This window comes from Candidatus Benthicola sp. (assembly GCF_058719085.1).
The window spans coordinates 1-3,943 of record NZ_JBZQEK010000181.1; the positions used below are offsets into that span (position 1 = coordinate 1).

Below are 3,943 nucleotides of genomic sequence, written 5' to 3' on the forward strand. Positions count from 1 at the left end.
AACGGCACCAGCGGTCCGCTGGAAGGAAGTGTAGACGAGTGGGAGACGATGTCGATGGGATCACTTCCGACCGGCGGACCTCCGCGGCCCCGGCCGTTCACGCGGAGCCGAGGGTGCACGCCGTGATGACCGGGAGGTTCGGGTCCCGAAGTACGTGACCCGCCGTGCCTCGAGGAGGGCACGCGCCAACGAGCTGGTTCGGTCCGTCGGAGGGCCCGAATCGCCGGTCTCACAGCGGGAACCGCCGTACCGGGTTCCGATCTGCGAAACACCTCATCACCGGGGGCGAGGAGGGGCCGAGACGGGTGCCGCCCCACCCCTCGACCGATCACCTTCTCGCCCCATCCCTCCTTGACACCTGCGGTCCGTCCGTCGACTATGGGCCGTCATTCAGGTGCTCGATCGGTTCTCCGAGGGACCGTCGGGTGCGCTTCCGACGACATACGATCACAGGATCATCGCGCGACCGCACCGGTGCGCTCGCGCTTCGCGTTCATACGCTGCCCCGCCCACTACATCGAGGAGAACGTCACATGAAGAAGTTCGCCGTGGGACTTGCCGCACTGGTCTTTCTTTCGGCCCCGCAGATTGTCGTAGCCCAGGACATGGAGGACGGTCCTCCGGAGACGGGCATCGTGACCATGTCGACCTTCAAGGTCCCGCTCGGCGAGGAGCGCGGGAAGGTGATGGAATGGGTCGAGAAGGTGGTGGCACCGATGGAGCGCCTGAACCCGAACGTCATCGCTTTCTACGTCCTGCAGCACTACTACGGATCGGACTCGCGGGATGTGGTCCTGGTCCGTGTGTACAAGGACCTCGCGGCCATCGAGGAGCCCTGCGGCGCACCGTGCGACGAGTACGCCGATGCCACCTTCCCGGACGAGGGGGAAGAGGGGTACGACGAGATGATGGATCTGTGGCAGACCTGGATAAAGTACAACGGCAGGCACAGCGACGAGATCTATTCCGCCAGACTGGATCTGGCCGCTAACTGATCACCCGCAGGACCTGATGGGCCGGCCGGCGACCGCGGGGCCGCCGGCCGGTTTCTCATCCCGCCTGTATCGGCGAGGAGGCCCTCTCCCGCAGACGCCGGAGCAGATCCAGGGCGAACGTACCCGGCCGCCCGGCCCCGATCGCGTGGCCGTCGAGTCCGACGATCGGCGTCACTTCCGCGGTGGTTCCCGCGATGAAGATCTCGTCCGCCGAGTACAGCTCGTGCAGGAGCACCGGTTCTTCTGCCACCTCGTATCCGGCCTCCGCACAGAGCTCCAGGACCACTCGCCGGGTCACGCCGGGCAGGACGTAGTTAGTCAGCGGAGCGGTACGGACGCGCCCCCGGGTCACGACGAACAGGTTCGAATGCGTTCCCTCGAGGGCGATTCCGTCCCTGACGAAGATCGCCTCCACCGCAGCCGCCTCGTGCGCATCCTGGTTCGCCATGCAGTTCGCGATTAGGCCGATGGTCTTGATGTCGCACCGGGCCCACCGCTGGTCCGCCACCGTGATGGCATGGCCCCCCTCTTCCGGCGGGTGAGCGGGCGCGTAGGCCCACGCACACGCATACACCGTCGGTGGAACCGGGGGGTCGGGGAAACGGTGCGAGCGAGGAGCCACCCCCCGGGTGACCTGCAGGTAGATGAGCGCATCCGCGGCGGAAAGCCCGTTCCGCTCGAGGAGCTGATCGAAGACGGGTGCGAAATCGGACGCGCGCAGCCCACGAATCCGCATCGCCTGGAGGCTGCGCTCCAGCCTCTTCAGGTGGGCCGCGCTCTCGAACAGGCGACCCCCGTAGCTCCGGACGACCTCGTACACGCCGTCCGAGAAGAGGAAGCCGCGATCGTCCGGGGAGACCCGGACAGCGTCGCGCGGCAGGTAATCCCCGTTGAAGTACGCTGTCTGCATGGCAAGCATCCGAGGAAGGGACGGATCGGACTCCCGGTGTCATCGGGTCCTCCGCTTCACACGTTATCCTTTTCCATCTCCCGGCGCGATTGTAAGATTTTCAGCGGCTTTTTCGGCCGACGAAGGCAGTCGAGAACCAGTTCCCGCGAGGCGGAGCGAGGTATGTCCTATCAGTCCGGGTGTCACGGCCGGGTCGTTCTCGGACCGCTGCCGGCCGACGTCCAGCACCAGCTGGCGAAGCTGCCCGGCGAGTGGCTGGAGTACGACCCGCAGTCTGGAGCCATCGAGATCGGGCACGTTCAGCCCTCGACGGCCCCGATCCTTCCGACGGTCACGGTGGAGCTGGTGCGCATCCTCTCCAAGATTCCCCACGAGCTTCAGGCGGTCATCAAGGGGGGCGACTTCTTCGTGCACACCGAGGAGCCGGCCACGCAGCTCGTTCGGATCCGCGTGGACGAAGGCGGGGCCATGCACATTCAGTGGGCGCACCCCGATTATGCGGGCGCGGCCCGGGAGCCCTGGTCGGAGGAGGTGCGCTTCGCGACGCCGGAATGGGAGCAGCGGCTGAACGGGCAGGTGGAGTTCGAGGCCGACGATGCGGTCGACGCGGCGACCGACCTCCAGAATCTGGCAGACACCTTCGAGGGGCTGTATCCGGAGGGCGGGTTCACGGCCGCCGTCGAGGGGAACGCGGTCAAGGTCGTGATGGTCGATGTGAACCTGGACGGACGACTCCTCACGCGCCGTCTGCTGGAGCTCTCACGGCCGGGAACTCTGAACGGGAGGTTCGAGATCGGCTCGTTCGCGGACTTCGTTCCCGAGAATCTGGCGCGCGTCCTGTTCGAAGACGGCGAGGCCCGGGTCCAGCACCCGCTGCTCTGGTCCTGAGCTCAGGTGATCATTCACACTAGAGGCGGCGGAGTCGACCCGGCTGCGCCCGTTCCCACAGGAGACCCCCCGTGCTGGACTATCAACTGACCGAAGAGCAGGAGATGATCCGGGATCTCGCGCGAACGATCGCAGACAACGAGATCCGTCCGGTGGCGGCCGAATACGACCGCACCGGAGACTTCCCGTGGCCCGTGGTCGAGAAGATGGCCGAGGCCGGTCTGTTCGGAGTGTTCATCGACGAGGCCTACGGAGGACTCGCGGGCGACTCGCGAACCATGAACATGGTGCTGGTGACGGAGGAGCTCTCGAAGGCCTGCGGGGGCATTTCGCTCGCCTTCGCGAGCACGGCGCTCGGGGCCCTCCCGATCATCGTGTCGGCCAGCGACGAAGTGAAGCAGCGGTTCCTGCCATCGGTTGCCACCGGTGAGAAGCTGGCCGCCTTCGCGCTCACGGAGCCGCAGGCCGGGTCGGACGCGGCCGGTATTCGCACCACCGCGGTGCGGGACGGTGACCACTACGTGCTGAACGGGCTCAAGCAGTGGATCACGAATGGAGGCGAGGCGGAGATCTACACGGTCGTCGTGATGACCAATCCCGACAAAGGTCCTCGCGGAGCCAGTGCCCTCGTCGTCGAGAAGGGGACGCCGGGCTTCAGCTTCGGAAAGAAGGAAGACAAGATGGGCATTCGGGCCTCGGCGACCCGTGAGCTGGTGTTCGAGGATTGCCGCGTGCCCGTCGAGAACCTCATCGGTCGCGAGGGCACGGGCTTCATCACCGCCATGAAGACCTTCGACGCTTCCCGGCCCGGGGTCGGAGCGCAGGCGCTGGGCATCGCGCAGGGGGCGCTCGACCTGGCGGTCGACTGGTCGATCTCACGCAAGCAGTTCGGCTCTCCGGTGTCTTCGTTCCAGGGGCTGCGCTTCCTGCTCGCCGACATGGCGATGCAGGTCGAGGCGGCCCGGGCGCTCATCTATGCGACGGCCCGGCACATCGATGCGAATCCGAAGGACCGCTCCACGATCTACTCGGCGATGTCGAAGTGCTTCGCCTCTGACGTCGCGATGTCGGTGACGACCGATGCCGTCCAGGTGTACGGTGGCTCCGGCTACATGAAGGAATACCCGGTCGAGAAGTTCATGCGCGATGC

Annotated in this window: 4 protein-coding genes; 3 read left to right on the forward strand and 1 reads right to left on the reverse strand. The window is 66.2% G+C overall.

All coding sequences use genetic code 11. The annotated features are described in order from the left end of the window. The first annotated feature begins 533 nt into the window (after window positions 1-533). On the forward strand, window positions 534-995 hold the full coding sequence (locus AC36XV_RS12900; RefSeq protein WP_492204095.1) for a hypothetical protein: 462 nt from the start codon (window positions 534-536) through the stop codon (window positions 993-995). A 55-nt stretch (window positions 996-1,050) separates the two neighbouring features. Here AC36XV_RS12900 and AC36XV_RS12905 read toward each other — a convergent pair whose 3' ends face one another. Continuing rightward, on the reverse strand, window positions 1,051-1,905 hold the full coding sequence (locus AC36XV_RS12905) for an aminotransferase class IV (protein WP_492204096.1): 855 nt from the start codon (window positions 1,903-1,905) through the stop codon (window positions 1,051-1,053). 162 nt (window positions 1,906-2,067) lie between these two features. On the opposite strand from AC36XV_RS12905, the gene AC36XV_RS12910 reads away from it, so the two are divergent. Next, window positions 2,068-2,793 carry a hypothetical protein gene (locus AC36XV_RS12910; RefSeq protein WP_492204097.1) on the forward strand — a complete coding sequence of 242 codons (726 nt, stop codon included), beginning with the start codon at window positions 2,068-2,070 and terminating at the stop codon, window positions 2,791-2,793. 74 nt (window positions 2,794-2,867) lie between these two features. After that, a partial coding sequence (locus tag AC36XV_RS12915; protein WP_492204098.1) for an acyl-CoA dehydrogenase family protein occupies window positions 2,868-3,943 on the forward strand: 1,076 nt, incomplete at its 3' end.